We start from the raw sequence: 22,462 nt of genomic DNA, 5'->3' as shown, positions 1-22,462 counted from the left end.
CTTTGCAGGAGCCCGCGGGCTCGTATGCCTGATAGAAAAATGCGCGCCGTCGCTATGGATGGCGCGCGGCAAGCCCAGGCCGATGTCAGGCCGGGGTCATCAGGGCGGGCAGCAGCGCGCCGGAGATATGCTGCACGACGTTGACGCCCTTGGCATGCACGATCGGCTGGGCGAACTGCAGCAGCGGCAGCACATAGGCCTGCTCGGCGATGTATTTGTCGACCGCCTTCCAGCCGGCGATGCGCTTGGCCTCGTCCTTTTCCCCCCAGAGCGGACCGATCTTGGCGTCGAGGTCGTCGGTCTTCCAGGACGAGTGCGGCGACGGCCCGAACATGGCGAAGCCGGTCGAGGTGGTCGGATCGCCGATGGCGTTGCCCCAGTTGTAGAAGGCCGCCGGCGCCAGCTTGTGCGCGGCGCGCAGTTCATAGTGCTTGGCAATCTCGTAGACCTCGATCGTCGCCTCGATGCCCACCTTGCGCCACATGCCGACGATCGCCTGCACCATCTCGTAGTCCTTGGGCTTGAAGCCCTTGGTCGTCTGGATGGTGACCTTGGCGGGCTTCTCCGGCGAGTAGCCGGAGGCGGCGAGCAACTCCTTGGCCTTTTCGGGATTGTGCTCGACCTTGATCGATGGATCGAAGGCCGCGTATTCCGGTGTCTCCAGCGTCGCGATCGGCTGGCCATAGCCACGCAGCAGCCGCTTGACCAGAAGCTCCTTGTCCACCGCCATCACGGCCGCCTGGCGGACATTCTTGTCCAGCATGGCGTCCTTGTTGTTGAAGAAGATCATGCCGATGTCGGAGACGTTCTTGCACGAGCCCGCCAGCCCGTCCTTGGCGATCAGCCGGTCATATTCCTCGTACGGGATTTCAAGCGTCACCTGCGAGGAGCCGGACTCGATCTCGGCCACGCGGCTCGCCGCGTCGGTGACGAACTTGATCGTCACATTCTCGAAGGCCGGCTTGCCGCCCCAATAGTTCGGATTGGCCTTGAGCCGCAGGAAGGCGTTGCGCTCGAATTTTTCGACCATGTACGGGCCGGTGCCGATCGGCGCCTTCTCGAAACCTTCGGCGCCGACCTTCTCGTAATAGGCCTTCGGCAGGATGTAGCCGGTCAGGAACGACATCCATTTGAAATAGACCGGGTCGAACTGCACCACGTCGCCGGTGATCTTGTTGCCGTCGATCTTGAAGTTGTTGACGTTCTTCCAGACGAACTGGATCGGGTTGCCGGTTTTTTCGTCGCCTGCCCGCTGCAGCGACCAGACCACGTCCTCGGGCGTGAACGGCGAGCCGTCATGCCAGGTCACGCCTTCGCGTACCGTCATCGTCACCTTGGTGCGGTCGTCGTTCCAGCCCCATTCGGTAAGCAGGCCCGGCGCGAAGGACAGGTCCGGCTTCTGTGGAATGAACTGGTCGAAGACTGATTGATAAAGGCCCTGGATCGTCGGGTTGACGGCCGAGGGACCGGTGGTCGGATCCCAGGAGGGCAGGTTGACATTGTAGGCGATGGTCAGTTCGCCGGCGGCCGCCTTGGCGATCCGCGGCAGGCCAACGGCGGCCACACCAAGTGCGGCGGCACTGTATCCAAGCAGTTCGCGTCTATTGATTGTCATGGTCGTTCCCCTTGTTGGTTATTGTCGTTGCGCGGCAGTGTCTGGTCATTGGTTCAGGCTTCGCGGGCAGCAGCGCCTTGCCTCTCGTCACCCCGATGAAATCGTCGGCCTACCTCCCGCCAAGCTGTTGCGCGAGCATGAAGCCCGAGGCCGCGCCGGTGCCGGCGCCCGGCCATGTCGCGGCGCCCGTTAGATGCAGATTGTTGACCGGCGTGTTCCAGCCGGCATAGCCGCGCGCCGGGCGGAACAAAAAGTTCTGCGCCAGATGGTGGCTGCCGCAGACCTGGTCGCCGCCGACGAGGTTCGGGTTCTCGCGTTCGAGGTCGATGGGCGAGAACACCGCCCGGCCGAGAATTTTGCCCCGCAGGCCGGGCGCATAGGTCTCGATGATGTCGAGCACGCGCTCGGCGTAGGCCTCCTTGACCTGATCCCAATGCGCGGGCGCGATGCTGGCCGATGCATCGCCCAGGATGTCGGCTGGCAGCATGCGCACCTGCACCCACAGCACATGCTTGCCCTGCGGCGCGCGCGACGGGTCGATCGCCGAGGGCTGGCCGACGACCAGCACCGGCTCGTCCGGCAGCTTGCCCGCCATGGCCTGCTGATAGGTGCGCGACATCGCGTCGAGCGAGGGCGACAGATGCACATAGGCGAACTTCCGAAGCTCCGCCCCCGCGCTCCAGTCCGGCAGATCGTCGAGCGCCAGGTGGATCATCATCGTACCTGGCGCGTGGCGGAATTTCTGCATCGCGGTGTCAAAACCGGCGTCGCCGGAACCGTTGGGCAGCAGCTTGCCGGTCAGCGCCCGGGGCGCGACGCCTGCGATGACCGCCCTGGTGGCGGTATGCGTCTCGCCCGAAGCGAGCCGAACCCCCGTCGCCTTGCCGCCGGATACGGTGATCTCGGCCACATCGGCGCCAGTGATGATCTGGCCGCCGGCGGACGTCACCATGCCGGCCAGAGCCCGGATGATGGTGTCTGCCCCGCCCTTGCCCAGCACCATGCCGAAACTCTGGTTGGCCATCGATTCCAGGTAGGGGAACACCGCACCGCCGGCGATATCGGGCGCGAAATCGAGATGCATGCCCCAGGTGGCGAGCGTTGCCCGCACATGTGGGGACTCGAAAGTCTCCTCCAGCCACGCGCGTGGCGACGACAGCAGCAGCCGACCGGTGTCGAGCGCACCGGTGACACCCTTCTTGCGCCACAGGTTCCACGCCGTGCCGGCAAGCGCGCGGGCGCCCATCGGCGAGCCGAGCAGCCGGAACAGATGCTCGGCCTCCGCCGGGAAGGCGGCGACCAGCTTGCGCCATGTCGCGGCGTCGGCAGCGGAGAAAGCCGCCATGCGCGCCGCGGTCTTTTCCAGATCGTTGCTGACGCCGAACCAGCGTCCATCCGGAAAGGCGCTGGCAAAACAGTCGGCGACGGGCGCGAATTCCAGCCCCTGCGCTTTCAATTCATTTGCATATTTCCGATGGAAGGCCGAGCCGGCAAACAGGCTCAGATTCATCGCGCCGAAATCGTGGCGGAACCCACGAAGGGTGAATTCGCGGGTCTGGACAGCGCCACCGATTGTTGCACTGCGCTCAAAAATCCCGGTTTTCCAGCCTTTGAGCGCCAGATGCGCAGCGCATGCCAGACTGTTGTGGCCCGCCCCGACAAAGATGGCGTCGAACTCGCTCACGCCCCGTTCCCATTTCCTTTATGCTTAAAGATAATTGCAGATGCATATGTTTTCGTCTAGTAGGATATTAAGGGCCGAGACGAGCCTTGATCATCATCGAAAAGAGGGAACAGAGACCATGGACACCCAAAAACTCCTCGGCGAGGTCGCCGGCCAGCTTCTTTCCGGCGCCATCAGGGTGGTCGACCTGTCGGCACCGCTCGGTCCCGATACACCGCTGATCAAGCTGCCGCCGGAACTCGCGGTCGACACGCCGAAGGTCGAGATCCACAACATCTCCCGCTACGACAAGAACGGTCCCTGGTGGGCATGGAACTGGCTGAAGCTTGGCGAGCATTCGGGCACGCATTTCGATGCGCCCCAGCACTGGATCAGCGGCAAGGATTACCCGGACGGCGCCACAGACACCATTCCGGCGCAGAACTTCGTCGGCCCGGTCAATGTCATCGACTGCTCGAAGGAAGCCGCCGCCGATCCCGATTTCCTGCTCACCGTCGATCACATCAAGGCATGGGAAGCCAAGCATGGCGCCATCAACGCCGGCGAGTGGGTGGTGATGCGCACCGACTGGTACAAGCGAAACGGCTCGGAAGCCGAGTTCCTCAACGCCAACGAGACCGGTCCGCACACGCCCGGCCCGACGGCTGAAGCCATCCAGTTCCTGATCAGCAAGGACATCAAGGGCTGGGGCTCGGAGACCATTGGCACCGACGCAGGCAAGGCCGGCGGCATGGAGCCGCCATTCCCGGCGCACACGCTGATGCACAAGGCCAACCGCTACGGCCTCGCCAGCCTTTGCAATCTCGATCAGTTGCCGCCGAAGGGCGCGATCCTGATTGCGGCGCCGCTCAAGATCGAGCACGGCACCGGCAGCCCGATCCGCGCACTGGCGCTGGTATCGGGCAAATAGAGCGAGGTGGGTCTTCGGGAGAAGATCATGCGCGCAGCCCCGACGGTCGAGAGAAACTGTCAATGAAGGCGCCCGACCACATCATCGTCGGCAGCGGCATCAACGCGCTGGTTTGCGCGGCGATGCTTGGCGGCAAGGGCGCCGATGTGCTCGTTCTCGAGCGCAACGACCGCATCGGCGGCTGTATGCGCACCGAGGAGATCACCGCGCCCGGCTTCGTCCACGATGTGATGGCGACGACCTTCGTGCTGTTCATCACCTCGCCGGCCTTCGCGGCGCTGGGCGCCGACCTCGCCCGGCATGGGCTGGAGTTCTGCCACACGGCAACGCCGACCGGCGTGCTTCGGCCGGACGGCAGCCATGCGGTGCTCGGCACCGACCGCGCCGCCAATGTCGCCGCACTCAACGCGATCGCGGCGGGTGACGGCGACCGGCACGCGGACGATGTCGGCGGCATCGAGCGCAATGCCGGCCTGCTGTTCGGCCTGCTCGGCGGGGCGCTCTGGTCTTATCCGACGGCGAAGCTGTTGGCCGGCGATGCCTGGCGGCGTGGTTCGCGCGGCCTTGCCGCCTTTCTCGGCGACGCCCTGGTGCCGGCGCGTGGCTGGCTGGAAAGTACTTACCAGTCCGAAACCATCCGGGCACTCTGGGCGCCCTGGGTATTGCATGCCGGGCTGGGACCCGAGGATGCGTTCTCCGGCCAGATCGCCAAGGTGATTGCCTTCGCGCTCGAGGCGGCCGGCGCGCCGATCGTCAAAGGCGGGGCGAGGAAATTGCTATCGGCTTTCGAGGCATTGATCACCGAGCGCGGCGGCGTCATCTCGACGGGAGCGGACGTTGCTTCCATCATCCTGGATGGAGGCCGCGCCACCGGCGTGCGGCTGGCCTCGGGCGAAACGGTCCATGCGAAGAAGAGCGTGATCTGCTCGGTCACGCCGACGCAGCTCTACGGTCGGCTGCTCGGCACGGATGCTGCCCAGGCCGATGTCGATGCGACGCGGAAATATCGCTACGGCAAGGGCAACTTCCAGATCCACTACGCCCTCGACAAGCCGCCGGCATGGCGCGGCGAGGGGCTGGACAAGGTGGCGTTGTTGCACCTTACGCCGGGACTGGATGGCGTCTCCAAGGCCTGCAACGAGGCGGCGCGCGGCATGCTGCCGGAGGTGCCCACCATCTGTGTCGGCCAGCCGCATGCGCTCGATCCCTCGCGCTGTCCACAGGGCAAGGCGATCCTGTGGCTGCAACTGCCCGAGGCGCCCCGGCACATCAAGGGCGACGCCGCCGGCAAGCTGCAGGCCCCGGCTGACGGGCAATGGACCGACGCATTGCGCGAGGCCTACGCCGACCGCGCCGAAGCGATCCTCGCCGGCCACATCGACGGCTTCAAGGACATCGTCCTGGCCCGCCGCGCCTATTCGCCGGCCGATCTTGAGGCGATGAACATCAATCTGGTCGGCGGCGATCCCTATGGCGGCTCCTCGACCATCGACCAGTCCTTCCTGTGGCGGCCGTTCAAGACCAGCCGCAACCACCAGACCGGTATCAAGAACCTCTACCATATCGGCGCCTCGACCCATCCCGGTGCCGGCCTCGGCGGCGGTTCCGGCTTTCTCCTGGCGGGGAGGCTCTGATGGAACAGAAGGTTGCGGAAAAGCGCCAGCGCATCTCGACCTTGGGGCAGATCGGCCTGCAGCAATTCGCGCCCTATCTGATGAACCGCATCATGGGCCGCTACAACGCCACCTTGCGCGACGATTTCCGCAAGCAGGGCCTGACCATTCCGCAGGTGCGCACGCTGGCCGTCCTGTCGGTCACGGACGGCGTCACCGTCAACGACCTCTCGGTCTATACGGTCATCGAGCAGTCGACCTTGAGCCGCACGCTCGACACGCTGGAGGGGCAAGGCTTCGTGCGGCGCGAGCAGGGCGTCACCGACAGCCGCATCCGCCATGTGTTCCTGACCGACGAGGGGCGCGCCGAGTTCACGCGCGCCTGGCCGGCCATGCATGATGCGTTCGAGGCAATGTTCGACGATGTCGACGATGCCGAATACGCGGCACTCATCGCGACGCTGCAGAAGATGCTGAAGAACATTCGCAAGCACGACATCTAGACCTACGCGCCGCCAGTGCCAGCCGATAACGGGCTGGGCGGTAACGGAAGGATTGAAGAAATGGCCGAACGGTCTTTTGCCAAGGAAGTCGAGAAACTCAGGCTCGGCGCAGGCGAGGAATTCGCCGGCGAAGGCATCCTCGCCATCACCAAGGCGCTGCTGCAATGCGGCGTCGGTTATGTCGGCGGCTACCAGGGCGCGCCGATCAGCCATCTGATGGACGTGCTGGCCGACGCGCAGGACATTCTGGGCGAACTCGGCGTGCATTTCGAGGCCAGCGCCTCGGAAGCGACCGCCACCGCCATGCTGGCCGCCTCGGTGCATTATCCGATCCGCGGCGCGGCGACCTTCAAGTCGACCGTCGGCACCAATGTCGCCTCCGACGCGCTCGCCAACCTCGCGTCCGGCGGCGTCACCGGCGGCGCGCTGATCATCGTCGGCGAGGACTATGGCGAGGGCTCCTCGATCATGCAGGAGCGCAGCCATGCCTTCGCCATGAAGAGCCAGGTCTGGCTGCTCGACCCGCGCCCGAACCTGCCGTCGATCGTAAAGGCGGTGGAGGACGGCTTCGAGCTGTCCGAGGTTTCCAACACGCCGGTCATGTTGCAGGTGCGCATACGCTGCTGCCACGTCCACGGCCATTTCATCGCCAAGGACAACAAGCGCCCGCCGATGACGGTGGCCGACGCGCTGGAGGCCCCTCGTCGCGACACCGGCCGCATCGTGCTGCCTCCCGCCTCCTTCCTGCATGAGAAGGAGAAGGTGGCGAAGCGCTGGCCGGCGGCGGTGGATTTCATCGCCAGGAACAAGATCAACGAATTCTTCGGGTCGGACCATGGCTCGGTCGGCATCGTCATGCAGGGCGGCATGTACAATTCGGTCATCCGCGCCTTGCAGCGTCTCGGTCTCGCCGACACCTATGGCGACACCGATGTGCCGCTCTATGTGCTCAACGCCGTCTATCCCTTGATCGACGACGAGTTCCTGTCGTTCTGCGAGGGCAAGCAGGCGGTGCTGGTCGTCGAGGAAGGCCAGCCCAACTACATCGAACAGGCCTTTGCCGCGATGCTGCACAAGGCCGGGCGGGGCACGAGGCTGGTCGGCAAGGAATATCTGCCGATGGCCGGCGAATACACCGGCCAGGTCATGCTCGACGGCATTGGCACGTTCCTGCGCGCCGAGGCGCCGCATCTGCTCCCAGGTGAAGTGCGCGCGCCCAACAAGATCGGCGAGGGCGTCGACACCGCGGACCTGATCAACGTCGTGCCGGGCCGCCCGCCGGGCTTCTGCATCGGCTGCCCGGAGCGGCCGATCTTCGCCGCGACCAAACTGGTCGAGCAGGAACTGGGCAAGCATCACATCGCCTCCGACATCGGCTGCCATCTGTTCTCGATCATGCCGCCTTTCGAACTCGGCGCCACCACAATGGGCTATGGTCTCGGCCCGGCCTCGGCCTCGGCGTTCAATTCGCCTGATGCCAAGCGCCGCTCGATCTCCTTCGTCGGCGATGGCGGCTTCTGGCACAACGGCCTGACCTCCTCGATCGGCAATGCCGTGTTCAACAAGAATGACGGCGTCATTGTCATCGTCGACAATTTCTATTCGGCCGCCACCGGTGGGCAGGACATCCTGTCGTCGCGCGCGGGTAACAAGACAAAGTCGACAAAACATCCGATCAGCGAAGCGGTGAAGGGCATGGGCGTCAAATGGCTGCGCCATGTCGACCGCACCTACGATGTCGGCAAGATGCAAGCCACGCTGCGCGAGGCGCTGACGACGGAGGAGAAAGGGCCGAAGGTCATCGTCGCCTCGTCCGAATGCATGCTCAACCGCCAGCGCCGCGAAAAACCGTTGGTCGACAAGGCGATCAAGGGCGGGACAAGGGTCGTCAAACCGAAGTTCGGCGTCGACGAGGACATCTGCACCGGCGACCATGCCTGTATGCGGCTGTCCGGCTGCCCGTCGCTGTCGGTCAAGTCGCTCGACGATCCGCTGCGTGACGATCCGGTGGCGTCCATCGACCAGAACTGCGTCGGCTGCGGTAATTGCGGCGAGGTCGCCGATGCGGCGGTGCTGTGCCCGTCCTTCTATCGTGCCGACGTCGTGCACAATCCGAGCCGTTGGGACCGCTTCCTGGAAAGCGCGCGCCGCGCCGTGATCAGCCTGTTGCAGCGCCGCCGCGAAAGCCGGCGCCTGACCTTCGCCGATGCTTGACGCTGTCCCGCCATTCCGCGCCAAGGCCGGCGCCCAGGACGACGAGCGCGTCATCAAGCTCGCCGTGCTGGCGGTCGGCGGCCAGGGTGGCGGCGTGCTGGCCGACTGGATCACCGACGTCGCCGAGCGCAATGGTTACGTCGCGCAATCGACCTCGGTCGCCGGCGTCGCCCAGCGCACCGGCGCGACGATCTACTATGTCGAGATGGCCCGCGATACCGGCCGGCTGCCGGTCTTCGCGCTGTCGCCTTCGCAAGGCGATGTCGACATCCTGATCGCCGCCGAATTGATGGAGGCCGGCCGCGCCATCATCCGTGGTTTCGTTACGCCGGAACGCACCACGCTGATCGCCTCCTCGCACCGCATTGCCGCCGTGTCGGAAAAGATCGAGCCGGGCGACGGCCGGGCCTCGTCCTCCAAGGTGCATGCGACGGCGGAGGCCGCATCGAAGCGCTTCATCGCCTTCGACATGGAAAAGATCGCCGCCGACAACGGTTCGATGATCTCGGCCAGCCTGCTTGGCGCGCTGGCGGGATCGGACGCGTTGCCGTTCATGCGCGAAAGCTATGAGCAGGCGATTGGCGCCGGGGGCCGTGGCGTCAAGGCCAGCCTCGCCGCCTTTGGCGCCGCGTTTGACCGCGCGCGGGGCACGGCCGCGCCGGCGCCAAGGCCAGTTGAACCTGCTATCGCGGAATCCGCCCAGGGTGCCGGACAGGTGAGTGGCCCGCAAAACCTGCTGCAGGGCTGGCAGGTGCTCGCCGCTCGCATCGACCTGATGCCCGTCGCCGTGCGCGACATGGCGCTGCGGGGCCTGAGGAAGGTCGTCGATTATCAGGACATCGCCTATGGTGGCGAGTATCTCGACCGGCTGGACAAGGCCGCCGCGCAGGACAGCGCCGACCATGCCCATGCGCTGTCCATCGCAGCCGCCAAGCATCTCGCCAACGCGCTGTGCTACGACGACATGATCCGCGTTGCCGACCTGAAGACGCGTTCGACCCGTGATCGGCGTGTGCGCAAGGAGGTCGGCGTCAAGGAAGGCTCGGTCCTGCAGGTGACCGAATATTTCCATCCGCGCATCGAGGAATTCTGCGGCACGCTGCCGGCGGGGCTCGGCAGCTACATCGAGAACCGGCCGAAACTCGCCGCCTTCCTCGACCGGCGCATCAACCATGGTCGCCGCATCCGCACCGACAGTTTCGCCGGCTTTGCGGCCCTCTGGTTCATCGGCGGCCTGCGCCGCTGGCGCCGCCGCCTGCTGCGCCACAAGGTCGAGATGAGCCATCTCGATCGCTGGTATGCGCTGGCGCTCGCCCATGTGTCCCAGGACTATGCGCTCGCCGTCGAAATCCTCAACTGTCGCCGGCTGATCAAGGGCTACAGCGACACCCATGTGCGCGCCCAATCGAAATTCGACCGCGTGCTGTCGGCGCTTCCCATGCTCAAGGGTCGAACCGATGCCGCCGACTGGATTCGCCGCCTGCGCGAGGCGGCGCTGAAGGACGAGAAGGGCGACATGCTCGACGGCGCGCTGAAGACCGTGGCGACGCTCGGACCAGGTCCGGCAACCGGGACGCCCTGACCCCTTATAAACGGCGTTGGCCGCCGCCGCTGTTTCCAGCTGCGGTGAACGTTGTTCATTTTTTGCTTGAACGCTGTTCAAAAAATGATAAGCTCCGATTGTGAACGATGTTCATTTCCGACGGCCGAAAGCCATGGATGGGCATCAAGCGCAGTAAGGAAGTTTAATCAGCTCACTGATATCACTGAGATTGAAACAGCGCCTGCAACCCCGCAGGGCCTTCCGGCACGCCGTCGTAGGGTTCCGCCAAATGGAAATCGCCATGAACACGCATCTGATGTTGTCCCGGCGCTTTGCGCCCCTGTTCTGGACGCAGTTCCTGTCCGCCTTCAATGACAATTTCCTCAAGAACACGCTGGTGTTCCTGATTCTTTTCACGCTGGCCGCCGATCAGGCGGCTTCGCTGGTCACTTTGGCGGGGGCCGTCTTCATGGCGCCCTTCCTGTTGTTGTCCGCGCTTGGCGGCGAGATCGCCGACCGCTTTGACAAGGCCCTCATCGCCCGGCGGCTGAAATTCGCCGAGATTGCCGCCGCGGCTGTCTCCGTCGCCGGCATCGCGCTGTCGTCGATCCCGGTGCTGATGACGGCCCTGCTGATGTTCGGCATCATCTCGGCGCTGTTCGGACCGATCAAATACGGCATCCTGCCCGATCACCTCGAGCGCAAGGAACTGCCCAAGGCCAACGCCTGGATCGAGTCGGCCACTTTTGCCGCCATCCTCGGCGGCACCATTGCCGGCGGCGTCGTCTCGGCCGATGGCATCGGCGTCACGGTCTTCGGGCCGATCATGATGGCCTTGGCGGTCGGCTGCTGGTTCGTCAGCCGCTACATCCCGTCCACGGGTTCCGCAGCGCCCGACCTTGTCATCGACAAGAACATCTTCCGCTCGACCTGGCGCCAGGTCAGCGAGTTGCGCACTGACAAGCGCATCTGGCGCGCCGGCCTGATGACTTCATGGTTCTGGCTGATCGGCGCCATCGTACTGTCGATCCTGCCGACCTTGACCAAGGATTCGCTCGGCGGCAACGAGATCGCCGTCACCGTCTATCTCGCGGTCTTTGCCGTCTCGATCGCCATCGGCTCGGCCATTGCCGCCTGGATGTCGCAGGGACGCATCGTGCTGCTGCCCGCGCCGGTCGGCACCGCGCTGCTGGCGCTGTTCGGCCTGCATCTGGCCTGGACCATCTGGAGCATGCAGCCCTCGCCGAGGGCCGAAACCCTTGCCCTGTTCTTCGCCGGGCCAAACACGATCCGTGTCGCGATCGACCTCGCCGGCATGGCTATCGCCAGCGCCTTTCTCGTCGTGCCGACCTTTGCCGCGGTGCAGGCCTGGTCGCCCGAAGCGCGCCGCGCCCGCGTCGTCGCTGCCGTCAGCATCGTCAATGCCGGCTTCATGACGGTCGGCGGCATTGTTGTCGCGGTGATCCAGACGAAAGTCTCCACTGGCGGCATCCTGTTCGGCTTGGCCGCAGCCAATGCCATTGCAGCCTGGCTGATGCTGAAATTCCTGCCGACCAACGCGTTCCGCGACTTCGTTTCCATCCTGTTCCGCGCCTTCCTGCGCCTTGAGGTCGAGGGCATGGAGAACCTCAAGGCGGCTGGCAAGGCGCCGATCCTGGCGCTCAACCATGTCAGCTTCCTCGACGGTCCGCTCGCCTTGACGCTGACCGATGAGGAACCGGTCTTCGCCATCGACTACACCATTGCCCAGGCCTGGTGGATGAAGCCGTTTATGAAGCTCGCCCGTGCTTTGCCGCTCAATCCGGCCAAGCCGATGTCGACCCGCACGCTGATCAAGATCGTGCAGGGCGGCGATCCGCTGGTCATCTTTCCCGAAGGCCGCATTACCGTCACCGGCGGGCTGATGAAGGTCTATGACGGCGCCGCCATGGTGGCGGACAAGACCGGCTCGATGGTTGTGCCGATCCGCATCGACGGCCTGGAGAAAAGCCCCTTCTCCCGGCTGACGTCGCAGCATGTGCGCCGCCGCCTGTTCCCGAAGGTCAAGGTGACCATTCTGGAGCCGGTCAAGCTGGAAGTGCCGCCCGAGCTGAAAGGCCGCCAGCGCCGCGCCGCGGCGGGTTCGGCCCTCTATCAGGTCATGTCCGATCTCGTATTCCGCACCCAGGACATCGACAGGACGGTCCTGGAAAAGATCATCCTGACCGCGAACGAACGTGGCATGAAACGGCTCGCCGTGCAGGATCCGGTCACCGGCTCGTTAAGCTATGGCAAGCTGCTGACGGCGGCCGCAGTGCTTGGCGAGAAATTCAAGAACCTCCATGCCGATCAGCGGACGCTCGGCGTCATGCTGCCCAACGCCAACGGCTCATGCGCGACGCTGCTTGGTGTGATGTCGGCGGGCAAGGTGCCGGCGATGATCAACTTCACCGCAGGCGCCGCAAACATACTGTCCGCCTGCAAGGCCGCCGAGGTGCGCACGGTGCTCACCTCCCGCGCGTTTGTCGAGCAGGCAAAGCTCGGCGCGGTGGTCGAGGAAATCGGTCGCTCGGTCGACATCGTCTGGCTCGACGATTTGCGCAAGACGATCGGTCTCAAGGACAAGCTGCTCGGCCTGATGCGCAAGTCGACGCCGCGCGCGCCGCGCAAGCCCAACGACCCGGCGGTAATCCTGTTCACTTCGGGTTCGGAAGGCACGCCGAAGGGCGTTGTACTGACCCACCGCAACATCCTGGCCAACGCCGCGCAGGCGGCCTCGCGCATCGACTTCCACTCGGGCGACAAGGTGTTCAACGTGCTGCCGATCTTTCATTCCTTCGGCATGACGGCCGGTACGGTACTGCCGCTGATTTCGGGTGTGCCGGTCTATTTCTACCCGTCGCCGCTGCACTACCGCATCGTGCCGGAACTGATCTACGCATCCAACGCGACGATCATCTTCGGCACCGATACATTCCTCAGCGGTTATGCGCGGACCGCGCATCCGTACGACTTCCGCTCGATACGCTATTGCTTTGCCGGCGCGGAACCGGTCAAGGCGTCCACGCGCATGACCTATATGGAGAAGTTCGGCGTGCGTATCCTGGAGGGCTATGGCGTCACCGAGACCGCGCCGGTGATCTCCATCAACACGCCGATGTACAACCGCTCCGGCAGTGTCGGCAAGATCATGCCCGGCATGGAGTATCGTCTCGATCCGGTGCCCGGTGTCGACGATGGCGGCCGGCTGCATGTCCGTGGTCCCAACGTGATGGCGGGTTATCTGCGCGCCGAGAAGCCGGGCGTGCTCGAACCGCTGCCGGATGGCTGGCATGACACCGGTGACGTCGTCTCGGTCGACGACGGAGGGTTCATCACCATTCGCGGCCGCGCCAAGCGTTTCGCCAAGATCGGTGGCGAGATGATTTCGCTCGCCGCCGTCGAAGTGCTGGCGGGTGAATTATGGAAGGGCTCGTTGTCGGCCGTGGCGGCTGTGGCGGATGCGCGCAAGGGCGAAAAGCTCATTCTCATCACCGAAGCACTCGGTGCCACACGTACAGAGTTCCTGGCGTTCGCCAAGGCGAACGGTGCCATGGACCTCATGGTGCCCGCTGAAGTGCGCGTCGTCCAGAAAGTCCCGGTGCTTGGCTCCGGCAAGCTCGATTTTGCTGGCGTGACCAAACTGGTGCGCGGGGAGGATGTGCCGGTCGCCAAGGTCGAGGCTGCGTGATCAAAGGCCAACAGCGCCCCCATGCCCCGTGCCCGGCCGAAATTCGGCCGGGAACTGTCGGCGCTCGATTCCGCTCAAGGCGCCGACGCCGCCATCAGCCGGATCCGCCGCCAGCGCGAGGCGGCGCCGGGCGCCTATTCGCTTGCTTCCCGACCAGAAACCTTTTCGACAAGGATCCGGAAAAAGACGTGCGGCAAGCTGTCTGATACGGGAGGCGTGACAGGCTTGAGCGCGCCAGGCTCCCACCAGTCCGCGTGCTTGCTCAACACAGACCATGCATGGTCCCGTTGAACCTTGTGGCCGATCCGATCCGTCAGTTCCTCATAGCGGCCGTCGACAATCACGCTTCTCCATCCGCGCCTATTTGTGTGTTCTTCCACCTGGGCGCACACCAGGGGATTGGCCCGCATCCAGTCGATCTTCTTACCCGGCAGGGAGAATGCATAGAGGTGACTGTCGGCATAGGCGTAGTTGAAGCACACGACGTAGGGTTGTGCGTCCTTGGCGCATGCCAGATGGCCCGTGCGGTTGGCCGCCAGCAATTTCGTGCATTCCAAGGTAGAGAGCGTGCGGATCATCATCGGTATGATCTCCTGGTCTTAACCCGGCCTTCAGCCCGAGCACTTCTGTTAATTGGCCTCCATCAACCCAAGCGCGGGACCGCTCATTGATCTGGATCAATCTGCCGTGCGGCAAAGGTCGAGGTCTGTCCTGTCAGTACGAAGCCGCGCCGCCGCCGATCGAAACTTCGGCGGGCGCAGCCGGTATGAATCGCGAGGCATTGTGTGCCGAGCCCGGAACGCTGTGCTGATCTGACGAAGATGTGATCCATCCCGTTTCGACGGGTTTGGGCCGTGCGCCGCGTTTCACGGTGGTTAGGGACGAAACCACGGAGACAACGCATGTTCACAAAATACTTGCTGCCCTTTGCACTGGCGGCCGGCACTTTGATGCTGTCCGGCGCCGGCTCGCAGGCCATGCCGATGGCCAGGCCAAGTGCCCCTTTGCCGATCGAGACCGTCGGCTGGCGCTGCGGTCCCGGCTGGCACATGAACCGTTGGGGCAATTGCGTGCCGAACCGCCGCATGATGATCCGGCCGGCGCGCCATTGGCATCCTGGCTTCTGGGCCCACCACCGTTGGCACCCCGGCTATTGGGGCTGGTGATCCCTCGAGCGATCCAGACGGGCGATCGGAACACCCGCTCCGGAAACGGCGCGGGTGTTTTTCGTTCGGGCCATCAGGCGACGAGATCCCGCATCGGCTTCACTTGCGTGGACTCCGGAAACACCTTGTCACCGAGCACGGCCGCGGAAAGGCCGAACTGGTCGGCGAGCAACCCCTTCAGCACTGCCCTGACATCGCTGGTCGGGGCCAGATCACGCTGTTGGTAAAGCTGAGCCGGCTTCAAGCCCGGCCAGTCGGCGATGACCCGGCCGCCCTTGATCGCGCCGCCGGCGAGCAGCACCACCGTGCCGGTGCCGTGATCGGTGCCGACCGTGCCGTTGATCTGTGCCGTGCGCCCGAACTCGGTGATGGCGACGATCGCCGTGTCCTTCCAGCGTTCGCCAAGACCCTTCTCGAACTCCTCGAAGGCGCCGTCGAGGCCGCCGAGCAGCGTGGCGAGCCGGCCTGTCGCGCCACCTTCGTTGACATGTGTGTCCCAGCCGTCAAAGGCCAGTGCGGCAACACGCGGACCGTCATCGGCGGCGATCAGCTTGGCGGCGCCTTGCGCGGCCTGCCGCATCCCGGCGGCGCTGTCGAGGCCGCCTTTCGGCTTCATCGCCCCGCCCTTCGATTTCATCGCATTGCCGCCCATCTGGTCGTCCAGCGCCATGCGGTCGGCATCTAGTCCTTTTTGCAGCGCCACCGCCAGAACCGGATCGCGATGCTGGTAGAGATCGAGAACCCGCGCCGCGAGGTCGCCGGCCGGCTCCGGCAGGGATTGCGGCGCCCAGCCGAGCACGGGAGCAGCACCGCGGATCACCAGCGGCGTCGAGGGGCCGACGGCGAGACCACCAAGCGCGGCCACGCGATCGCCCGCCGGCAGGTTTTCCAGCGCCCGGTTGAGCCATCCGGTGGCGACGTGGCCGGGTCCGGCAAAACCGCTTTCCAGCACATCCTGCCCGTCGAAGTGCGAGCGTTCGCGATAGCCGGTCGCGGCCGCATGCACCACCGCCGCCTGGCTTGCCTTGAACAGCCGCGCGAACACCGGCATCGCCGGATTGACGGCGAAGAAGCCATCGAGAGGCAGGGCCGCGTGCGGGCCGGTGAGCGACAAAGCGATGTCGCCATGCAGGCCGGCATAGTCGGGATCGCCGACCGGGCCGACCGCCGACAGGCCGTCGAGCGCGCCGCGCAGGACGATGACGATCAGCCGTGGGTCGCGATTGTCGGCGGCGCGGGCGAAGCGGGGCAGATAGGCCCAGGCAAACAGCGCGCCGCCGGTCATCAGCACGGCACGGCGGGAGGGATGAGGGGTTTCACACAGCAGGCTCATGACTTCATCTCCATGGGAGTTGTCGGCGCCGGACCTATCGCTCGAGCTATCGTCTCTGGAATTCGGGCGCCATCAGCAGCAGCGCCAGGCCTTGCTGCCTGGACTCGGCGCGGGCGATCGCCTGCCGCGTCTCCGGCGAGGCGGAAGGCCCGATCACGGCGTCGAGTATGTCGTTGGGATTGCCTATGTCCTTGACCTGACGGGCCGCCTGCCAGGCGATGTCGAGGCGGATCTTCATGCCTTCCGCCGACGCCCAACTGTCCGCCTGGTCGGAAAAGCCGTTCGGTCCCGGTGGCTGCCAGAGCGGCTCGCCCAGCGCGTTAAGCCAGCCGAGCGATTGGCCGGGATCGCTCGCCGCACCCGGGCCGACCGCCCGCCGGATGGCGGCGATGTAGTCGAACGGCGAGCGCATCTTGGCCAATGGCGTCGACCAGGCCTCCGGCATATCGATAAGGGTCGAGGCCAGTGCCCTGAGATTGCCGTCGCTCTTGGCGAAAACCTTGGCCAGCCGCGCCACCGCGGCCGGCGGCGGATCGTCGGATATGAAATGGCGGGCAAGCTCGGTGGCGATGTGCCGCGCCGTCGCCGGATGGCTGGCTATGTCGTTGAGCGCAGCCTCGGCCTGGGCCATGCCCCCGGCCGGATAGGTCTTGCCGAGCAGCACCGCGTCACCCGGCTCATGCGCATTGGCGTTGAAGACGGAACTGCCGGGTTCACCCAGCCGACCTTCACGCCCGGCCATCGTCCAGCCGGTCAGGATGCGCGCGAAGCTGGTGACATCGGCTTGGGTATAGCCGCTGCCGACGCCGAGCGTATGCAGTTCCATGATCTCGCGGGCGAGGTTCTCGTTGAGGCCGCGCTGGCGGTTCTTGCCGGCGCGCGAATCCGGGCCGATCGACTGCTGGTTGTCGAGATAGAACAGCATCGCGGGATGCCGCTCCACGGCCATCAGCATGTCGGCGAAACGGCCGAGCACGAAAGGGCGGATCGCTTCCCGTTCGAAGGCACCGGCGCTCGCCCGCACGACGTTGTCCTTGGCCACGGAAACGCAGAAATGGTTCGACCAGAAATAGACCAGACGTTCGACAAAGCCGGCATCGGCCCGCAGAGCCTTGTCGAAGCGCGCCTGGGCTTCCGCGCGGAACAGCGTGGCCTCGACCGGCGGAACCGCTGGCTTTGGCGGCGCGGCGGGCGACGGCGTGGGTTGGACGGGCGCAACCCGGACCGGTGTGCTCTGGACCGGCGTGAGCTGGATCGGCGCGGCTTGGGCAGGCATGTTCTGGATGCTCGCCGTTGCCATCGCCGGCTGTGCCGCGGCCATGCGTTCGCGGTCGAGCTTGCGCTGGACATTTGCCGCCATGCTGGCCTGGATAGCCGGTGTGCTGCCCAGCAGGCCCCCATAGGCCGGATCGGCAAGCGGGATCAGGGCGATGTCGGGTTGCCGCAGTTCCGCCTTCAGATAGCCGCGCGGGTCGCCGGCAATCCTGTCGCGGTCGCCGAGCCTTGCCCCGAGCCCGAAGCGGTTGAAAGCGACGAGGGTCGGGTCTGGCGGGGAATTGGAGGCCGGGATAGCCAAGTCAACTCTCCATTGCTGGGGCTTCCGGCGAGCAGCGCCTGAAGCCCGTTCGAGCCGGTTCGTGCCTGCTTAGACGGGATCATGGGGCCGGCGCGGTGGGCGGCCCCACGGCCCTTACCAGCGATGCCAGCGGTGCCAGTGGCGGTGCGGATGCCAGGCGTAGTAGGCCGGGCCGTGCCAGTAGTAATAGCGGGGATAGACCACCACGCGATTGGGGACGCAGCGCCCCCAGGGATTGGGATGCCAGCCGGGGCCGCAACCCCAGGCGACTTGCTCGACCACCGCCGGGGCGGCAAGCGGCGCCAGCGGCATTGCCGAGGACGCCGCAACCGTCGCAGCCGTTCCGGTCACCGCGAGAGCGGCGGTGATCGCGTATTTTGACAGATGGTTCATGACCAAACTCCGAAGTTGTCCGAGGTTGAAACCTGTCGGCGCCAGGTTGCCCGGCAGATCCTGCCCTTCATCTCGTTAAACGGGCGCCATCGACATTTTCCGTCGGTCGTCAGGGCGATTTTTTGGGCGTGGCGGATGGCTGCGTCCCGCCGCGTCTCGCGAGGCCCTCCGCCAGCATGTTGCGATCCTCGGTGGACGCTGCTGCCGCGAACTCGACGATGCGCTGCTCCAGCCGCGTGCGCACGGTGACGTCGGCATTGCGGGCCCGCTCCAGGGCGGCCGACAGGGCCGCCGTGTCGAGGACAGGCTGCCGCAGCAGGTCGGCCGCCTCGCGCCTCGCCTGCTGGCCATCGCGAATGATTTCGCGCGACTCTTGGCGGACCTCGCGCAGCGCCTTGCGAAACAGCGTGCGCTGCTGGTCGGGCAGCCGGCCCCCGGCCGCTTCCAGCGAATAGCCCTGGGCCGGCTTGCCGCTTCTTATCCAGACGGCTCCGCCGGCAAGCGCACCGGCCAGGAAGACATTCACCACCACCGACGCAATGAGGAGGTTACGCCCGGTGCTCATAGGTCTTCCTCGATCGTGTCGGGCCCGGCATCGCCGAAAGCCGTCGCGTTGGCGTCGAGCACATAGCGGTCGGGCTGAACCTCGGGCGTAACGACGGTCACCAGGGCCAGTCCGGCGATGGCGCCGGCGACCCCAATGCCGGCCAACCCCAGCCCGAGCCACCAGAACCGCTGACGCCGGCGCCGGACGATGTGCCGGCCGGCGGTCCGCAGGATGGTGTCGTGCAGTGTCTTGCCGGGGTGCGGGACGTTATAGCTGTCAAGCCGGGCGTCAAGCGTGCCGGCATGCCGCGAAATGGCCTGGCCCGCCTCGGTTGAAGCAAAGATGGTGGCTGCCTCATGCTCCGCTTTCGGCCAGCGCCGCAGATCGCCGCCATAGGCTTCCGCGAGCGCCGCGAAGCGCTTGGCATCCATTGCCGGGCCGTCCTCGATGTCTTCAGCCATGTGTTTTCCCCTTGCCCCTTGGTGCCGCGTGCCCACGCGGGTTGGAAACGAGGCCGACCGGTCCCCACCGGGCGCCCGCAAGGCGCGATGAATGTCCGGCGTCCATGATCGCACCTTTCTCAGTCATGGACGCCGTCCCTGGCCAGAATCATCTGCAAGGACCGACGGCCGCGTGAGAGCAGGCTCTCCAGGGCGTCGACGCTGATCTCCAACGTCGCGGCCGCCTCTATGTTGGACATCTCCTGATAGTAGACCAGGATGATGGCCTCGCGCTGGCGCGGCGCGATGGCCTGCAAGGCTTGCTCTACCCGATGTGGCTCTTCGCGGGCGTCGGGAAGCGGGGCAGGGTCGGCCATTTCCGGCAAATTGTCGGTCACCAGCTCGCGGCGCCGGCGCAACCGGTCGTAGCAAAGGTTGAGCGTCACCCGGTGGATCCAGCTGTCGAAGCGTGCATTGCCGCGTCGCCAGCTGGAGGCATGACGCCAGATGCGCACGAAGGTTTCCTGCGCGACGTCCTCGGCCTCCGCCGCGTCGCCCAGCATGCGCACGGCAAGTGAAAGGATGCGCGGCAATTTGCGTGCGACGAGCGTCTGCACCGCCGCGGGATCGCCAGCACCGACCCGACGAACCAGCTCCTCGTCCGGATCGGCGCTCATCGGCTCGCGCACTCCCGATATCCATCACCCGTCATGGCCTCTTGGTCATTGCTCCGGCTTGGGAGCGGATTTGTGGCCTGGCATTTCATCGGCCGTCAGAACGCCGTCGCCATTCTTGTCCAGCCTGGCAAAACGCTTGGCGAAGAACGCATCGAGCTCGGCGCGATCGACGAAGCCGTCATGATTGGAATCGATACGCTCGAAGGATTTGGCGGCGTCTCCCTTGACGTTGCGCTTGGCTTGAAAGGCTTCCCATTCCAAGAGGCTGATCTTGCCGTCACCGTCGGTGTCGGCGGCCATGACCGCCTTCTCCCGCCGCTTCTGGAACTTGGCCAGCGTGAGTTCGGACTTGGCATTTGACGCCGCGGGGGCAGCGGCTGGCGGCGTGGCGGCTGGGGGCTGTGTCGCTGTCTGGGCGAGAGCCGCGACGGTCAGCAGGCTCAAGGCAGCGGCAAGGATCGAACGGCGTATCATGCTTCGGCGTCTCCGGTTGGCGCGTCGGCCACGGCCCATGCCGTGGTCACGCTTCAACCGTTAAACGCCGAGATCGGGAAAATCCGTCGGTCGCCTGTACCTTCGATTGCGATGCCGAATCGGCATCACTCCACAGAGCGACCGCCGTGACGCAATTCCGCGCCGCCTGAATTCACGCCGGGCCGGCCACCACTCCTGGCGGGGCAGGGACTACGCCGGTTGATCGGCGGCGACCAACTGGTCGGGTTTGAAACCCGCATGCTGCGGCGTCCAAACGTCACCTTCCTTGTTGAACCAGTGGCAGAGATACATGCCGGAAGCGGCCCCATCGCTGACCGTCATCCTCGGCCCTCCCGACTTCAGCTTGACGACGTCTCCGGTCTTGAAAGTGTTAGGCATTTTGGACCTCCCATGCTGAGGCCCGCGAGTTTCCCACCAAAGCTGAGTCGCGACAATGGCGGATATGGATCGCTGGCGTCGCGATCCATATCGCAGACAGTGGTGCATGTGCCATTTGCGGCATATGGGACGACAACCGGGGGGAAACTGGTGCCGCTTGCGTGACTCGAACACGCGACCCCATCATTACGAATGATGTGCTCTACCAACTGAGCTAAAGCGGCCCGGGAGGCCAAGGCCTCCAAGATGGGCTGGGTGATAGACTCAACCGGCCGCGAATTCAAGATGCGACTTGGCAAATCATGCACGAGCGCCCAACACGGTCAAAACCAGGGTTGGAGTGTCGCTGCCTGCGAAGAATCGCCGGGATAGTCCGATTTTATTTGCCGGAACATCGCCAAGATGGACTTTCGACGGCCCGTCGAGGCAGAATGCACGCGCACGCCCGTTGATTGATTGGTCGCCTACGGCTAACCATCAGGGAAGATTGGTGCAATTTGCAGAGGGATCTCGCTTGGACGCCATCGAAAAAGCGATCCGGAACGCCTTGGAAAAGGGCAATGCCGAGGACCGGGCGTTTCGCGAGAGGGTCTACCGGTCGGCCTTTGCCGCGCTAGATCGTGCGCTCCAGGCCAATCCCGGCGTGACCGTGGAAGTCGCCATCAAGCGCCGCAAGGCGATCCAGGCGAAGATCGCTGAAATCGAATCCGAGTTCCTGCCGGCGGTGCCGGATGTTGGTCCGCAGGTCGATGCCCCGGCGGCCGGGCCCGCGGCCGCCGCCGCGCCCGCGATCGAGATCGGCGACACGGCGCCGCCCGCGGTCGCCGTCGACGGCCCCGCGCAGCCCGCATCCGACGCGCCGCGCTCACGCGTGCTGCCGGTCGTTCCCGACATCATGCCGGACGCTACGCTGCCCGGCGCGCCTGCCATCGGCATGTCCTCTCCTGCCGCTTCGGGAGCCGCGGCCGAAGTGGCGCCCGATCGCGACGAGCGCCGCATTCGCGGACGTCGCCTGCCGCTGACCGCCATCTTCTTCACCGTGACCCTGCTTGCGGCGATCGGCATCGGCCTGTTTTTCGCCATGCAGACCGGCGTGTTCAAGACCGCGGCGCAACTCGATACGGCACCGCCGGAGGCGCCGCCGACCGTGGAGGACGACGATTTCACGCCGGCCGACGGCGCCAACGCGCCGGCAAAGCCCGGTGCCGCGGACCAGTCGCGCGACTGGATCAATGTGTTCTCGCCGGCCGATCCGACGCATGTCGCCGCCCCTTCGGACGCCAAGGCCGAGGTGATGAAGGACGACACCGGTCCGTTCCTGCGCATCCGGTCCGGCGCCTCCGGTTCGGCGATTGCCTTCGATGTCGGGCAAGGCGTGCTGGAAAAGCTCGCCGGCAAGCATGCCGTGTTCGATATCATCGCCCGCGCCGAGGACGGCAAGGACACGCAAATCTCCGTCGACTGCAATTTCGGCGAACTCGGCGACTGTGGCCGCAAGCGCTACGCGGTCGGCCAGCAGCGCAACGAATATCTGTTCGACGTGCAGTTCCCCAACAAGCGTCCAGGCTCGGCCGGAACCATCGCCGTCAATTCCGACTTCGACAAGCAAGGCAAGGCGGTCAACATCTACGAGATCCGCGTCTCGATCGAGCCTTAGGCGGCTGGA

19 protein-coding genes and 1 tRNA gene are annotated in these 22,462 nt (G+C 65.3%); 8 read left to right on the top strand and 12 right to left on the bottom strand.

All coding sequences use genetic code 11. From position 1 onward, the window contains the following. Positions 1-85 precede the first annotated feature (85 nt). Both AC07SZ_RS24435 and AC07SZ_RS24430 read right to left on the bottom strand, forming a co-directional pair. Complete coding sequence (locus AC07SZ_RS24435) at positions 86-1,615, bottom strand: ABC transporter substrate-binding protein (RefSeq protein WP_056569768.1); 1,530 nt, start codon at positions 1,613-1,615, stop codon at positions 86-88. Positions 1,616-1,724: 109 nt separating this feature from the next. Further along, entirely contained in the window at positions 1,725-3,299 is a 1,575-nt protein-coding gene (locus AC07SZ_RS24430) for a phytoene desaturase family protein (RefSeq protein WP_494916214.1), read from the bottom strand. A 118-nt stretch (positions 3,300-3,417) separates the two neighbouring features. Here AC07SZ_RS24430 and AC07SZ_RS24425 point away from each other — a divergent pair, with 118 nt between their 5' ends. The 6 genes from AC07SZ_RS24425 (at position 3,418) to AC07SZ_RS24400 (ending at position 13,791) form a co-directional block, all read left to right on the top strand. Next, entirely contained in the window at positions 3,418-4,209 is a 792-nt protein-coding gene (locus AC07SZ_RS24425; RefSeq protein WP_056569772.1) for a cyclase family protein, read from the top strand. A gap of 62 nt (positions 4,210-4,271) precedes the next feature. Further along, positions 4,272-5,843, top strand: coding sequence for a phytoene desaturase family protein (locus tag AC07SZ_RS24420; protein ID WP_494916212.1), 1,572 nt, complete (start codon positions 4,272-4,274; stop codon positions 5,841-5,843). Beyond that, positions 5,843-6,325 carry a MarR family winged helix-turn-helix transcriptional regulator gene (locus AC07SZ_RS24415; protein ID WP_056569777.1) on the top strand — a complete coding sequence of 161 codons (483 nt, stop codon included), beginning with the start codon at positions 5,843-5,845 and terminating at the stop codon, positions 6,323-6,325. The genes AC07SZ_RS24420 and AC07SZ_RS24415 overlap by 1 nt, the downstream gene beginning before the upstream one ends. 60 nt (positions 6,326-6,385) lie before the next feature. Next, positions 6,386-8,539, top strand: a complete 2,154-nt coding sequence (locus AC07SZ_RS24410; protein WP_065005406.1) for a thiamine pyrophosphate-dependent enzyme — start codon at positions 6,386-6,388, stop codon at positions 8,537-8,539. Then, positions 8,532-10,121: an indolepyruvate oxidoreductase subunit beta family protein gene (locus AC07SZ_RS24405; protein ID WP_494916210.1), complete on the top strand. Its 1,590-nt coding sequence runs from the start codon at positions 8,532-8,534 to the stop codon at positions 10,119-10,121. The genes AC07SZ_RS24410 and AC07SZ_RS24405 overlap by 8 nt, the downstream gene beginning before the upstream one ends. A gap of 262 nt (positions 10,122-10,383) precedes the next feature. Continuing rightward, a complete protein-coding gene (locus AC07SZ_RS24400; protein WP_494916209.1) occupies positions 10,384-13,791 on the top strand; it encodes an acyl-[ACP]--phospholipid O-acyltransferase in 3,408 nt (1,135 codons plus the stop codon). Positions 13,792-13,925: 134 nt separating this feature from the next. On the opposite strand, the gene AC07SZ_RS24395 is transcribed toward AC07SZ_RS24400, so the two are convergent. Beyond that, positions 13,926-14,372 (bottom strand): pyridoxamine 5'-phosphate oxidase family protein, encoded by a 447-nt coding sequence (locus tag AC07SZ_RS24395; protein WP_056569783.1) that lies wholly within the window; start codon positions 14,370-14,372, stop codon positions 13,926-13,928. Between the two features lie 321 nt (positions 14,373-14,693). Here AC07SZ_RS24395 and AC07SZ_RS24390 point away from each other — a divergent pair, with 321 nt between their 5' ends. Then, a complete protein-coding gene (locus AC07SZ_RS24390; RefSeq protein ID WP_494916208.1) occupies positions 14,694-14,957 on the top strand; it encodes a GCG_CRPN prefix-to-repeats domain-containing protein in 264 nt (87 codons plus the stop codon). A 73-nt stretch (positions 14,958-15,030) separates the two neighbouring features. Here AC07SZ_RS24390 and AC07SZ_RS24385 read toward each other — a convergent pair whose 3' ends face one another. The 9 genes from AC07SZ_RS24385 to AC07SZ_RS24345 all read right to left on the bottom strand — a co-directional run bounded on the left by AC07SZ_RS24385 (position 15,031) and on the right by AC07SZ_RS24345 (position 21,020). Continuing rightward, positions 15,031-16,290: a DUF1501 domain-containing protein gene (locus tag AC07SZ_RS24385; RefSeq protein ID WP_494916207.1), complete on the bottom strand. Its 1,260-nt coding sequence runs from the start codon at positions 16,288-16,290 to the stop codon at positions 15,031-15,033. Between the two features lie 46 nt (positions 16,291-16,336). Beyond that, entirely contained in the window at positions 16,337-17,866 is a 1,530-nt protein-coding gene (locus AC07SZ_RS24380; protein WP_172371003.1) for a DUF1800 domain-containing protein, read from the bottom strand. A gap of 114 nt (positions 17,867-17,980) precedes the next feature. After that, positions 17,981-18,259, bottom strand: coding sequence for a GCG_CRPN prefix-to-repeats domain-containing protein (locus AC07SZ_RS24375; protein ID WP_056569792.1), 279 nt, complete (start codon positions 18,257-18,259; stop codon positions 17,981-17,983). 109 nt (positions 18,260-18,368) lie between these two features. Next, complete coding sequence (locus AC07SZ_RS24370) at positions 18,369-18,824, bottom strand: periplasmic heavy metal sensor (RefSeq protein WP_056569794.1); 456 nt, start codon at positions 18,822-18,824, stop codon at positions 18,369-18,371. Further along, positions 18,821-19,267, bottom strand: a complete 447-nt coding sequence (locus AC07SZ_RS24365; protein WP_494916206.1) for a hypothetical protein — start codon at positions 19,265-19,267, stop codon at positions 18,821-18,823. Before AC07SZ_RS24365 ends, AC07SZ_RS24370 begins: the two co-directional genes overlap by 4 nt. A gap of 119 nt (positions 19,268-19,386) precedes the next feature. After that, positions 19,387-19,923: an RNA polymerase sigma factor gene (locus AC07SZ_RS24360; protein WP_081294926.1), complete on the bottom strand. Its 537-nt coding sequence runs from the start codon at positions 19,921-19,923 to the stop codon at positions 19,387-19,389. 45 nt (positions 19,924-19,968) lie between these two features. Beyond that, positions 19,969-20,397, bottom strand: coding sequence for an EF-hand domain-containing protein (locus AC07SZ_RS24355; protein ID WP_056569799.1), 429 nt, complete (start codon positions 20,395-20,397; stop codon positions 19,969-19,971). A 210-nt stretch (positions 20,398-20,607) separates the two neighbouring features. Next, positions 20,608-20,796, bottom strand: a complete 189-nt coding sequence (locus AC07SZ_RS24350) for a YodC family protein (protein ID WP_056569801.1) — start codon at positions 20,794-20,796, stop codon at positions 20,608-20,610. 148 nt (positions 20,797-20,944) lie between these two features. Continuing rightward, positions 20,945-21,020, bottom strand: a tRNA-Thr gene (locus AC07SZ_RS24345). A 290-nt stretch (positions 21,021-21,310) separates the two neighbouring features. On the opposite strand from AC07SZ_RS24345, the gene AC07SZ_RS24340 reads away from it, so the two are divergent. Beyond that, positions 21,311-22,453 carry a hypothetical protein gene (locus tag AC07SZ_RS24340; RefSeq protein ID WP_494916205.1) on the top strand — a complete coding sequence of 381 codons (1,143 nt, stop codon included), beginning with the start codon at positions 21,311-21,313 and terminating at the stop codon, positions 22,451-22,453. The last annotated feature ends 9 nt before the right edge of the window (positions 22,454-22,462 follow it).

It is taken from the genome of Mesorhizobium sp. GW821-FHT07A06 (assembly GCF_059419085.1).
This window is presented reverse-complemented; position numbering and strand designations above follow the sequence as displayed.